The organism is Paenibacillus sp. 01T422 (assembly GCF_056398785.1).
Genome location: NZ_JBFTQB010001747.1, coordinates 1 through 351, shown reverse-complemented (window position 1 = coordinate 351; position 351 = coordinate 1). Strand labels below are relative to the sequence as shown.

Genomic DNA, 351 nt, shown 5'->3' with positions numbered 1-351 from the left:
CCTGCATCCCGACACCATTGTCTTCCACCTGGCAGAATAGGAGGTCTCTATCTAGCCATGTGCGAATCGTAATGATGCCTTCCCGTTTTGCCGGCTCAATCCCGTGAATAATCGCATTCTCCACAAGCGGCTGCAGGAACATTCTTGGGACCAAACAGCCCAGAGTTAATGCATCCACTTGCGTGACTACTTGAATGCGATCCCCATAACGGAACTTCTGAATCTCCATGTAATCGCGGATCAGGCCAATTTCTTCACGAAGCGTAATAAATTCTCCCTTCTTCCCTAAGCTCGCTTGCAGCAGGCGAACTAATGCGCTTACAACTTCTGAAATCTGAGGTGTTTTATGTA

Annotated in this window: 1 protein-coding gene; it reads right to left on the bottom strand. The window is 48.1% G+C overall.

Annotated features, from left to right (window positions below):
* Nucleotides 1–351 (bottom strand): sensor histidine kinase (locus AC1DUA_RS41040; RefSeq protein WP_477505073.1); only part of this gene is annotated, 351 nt, incomplete at both ends.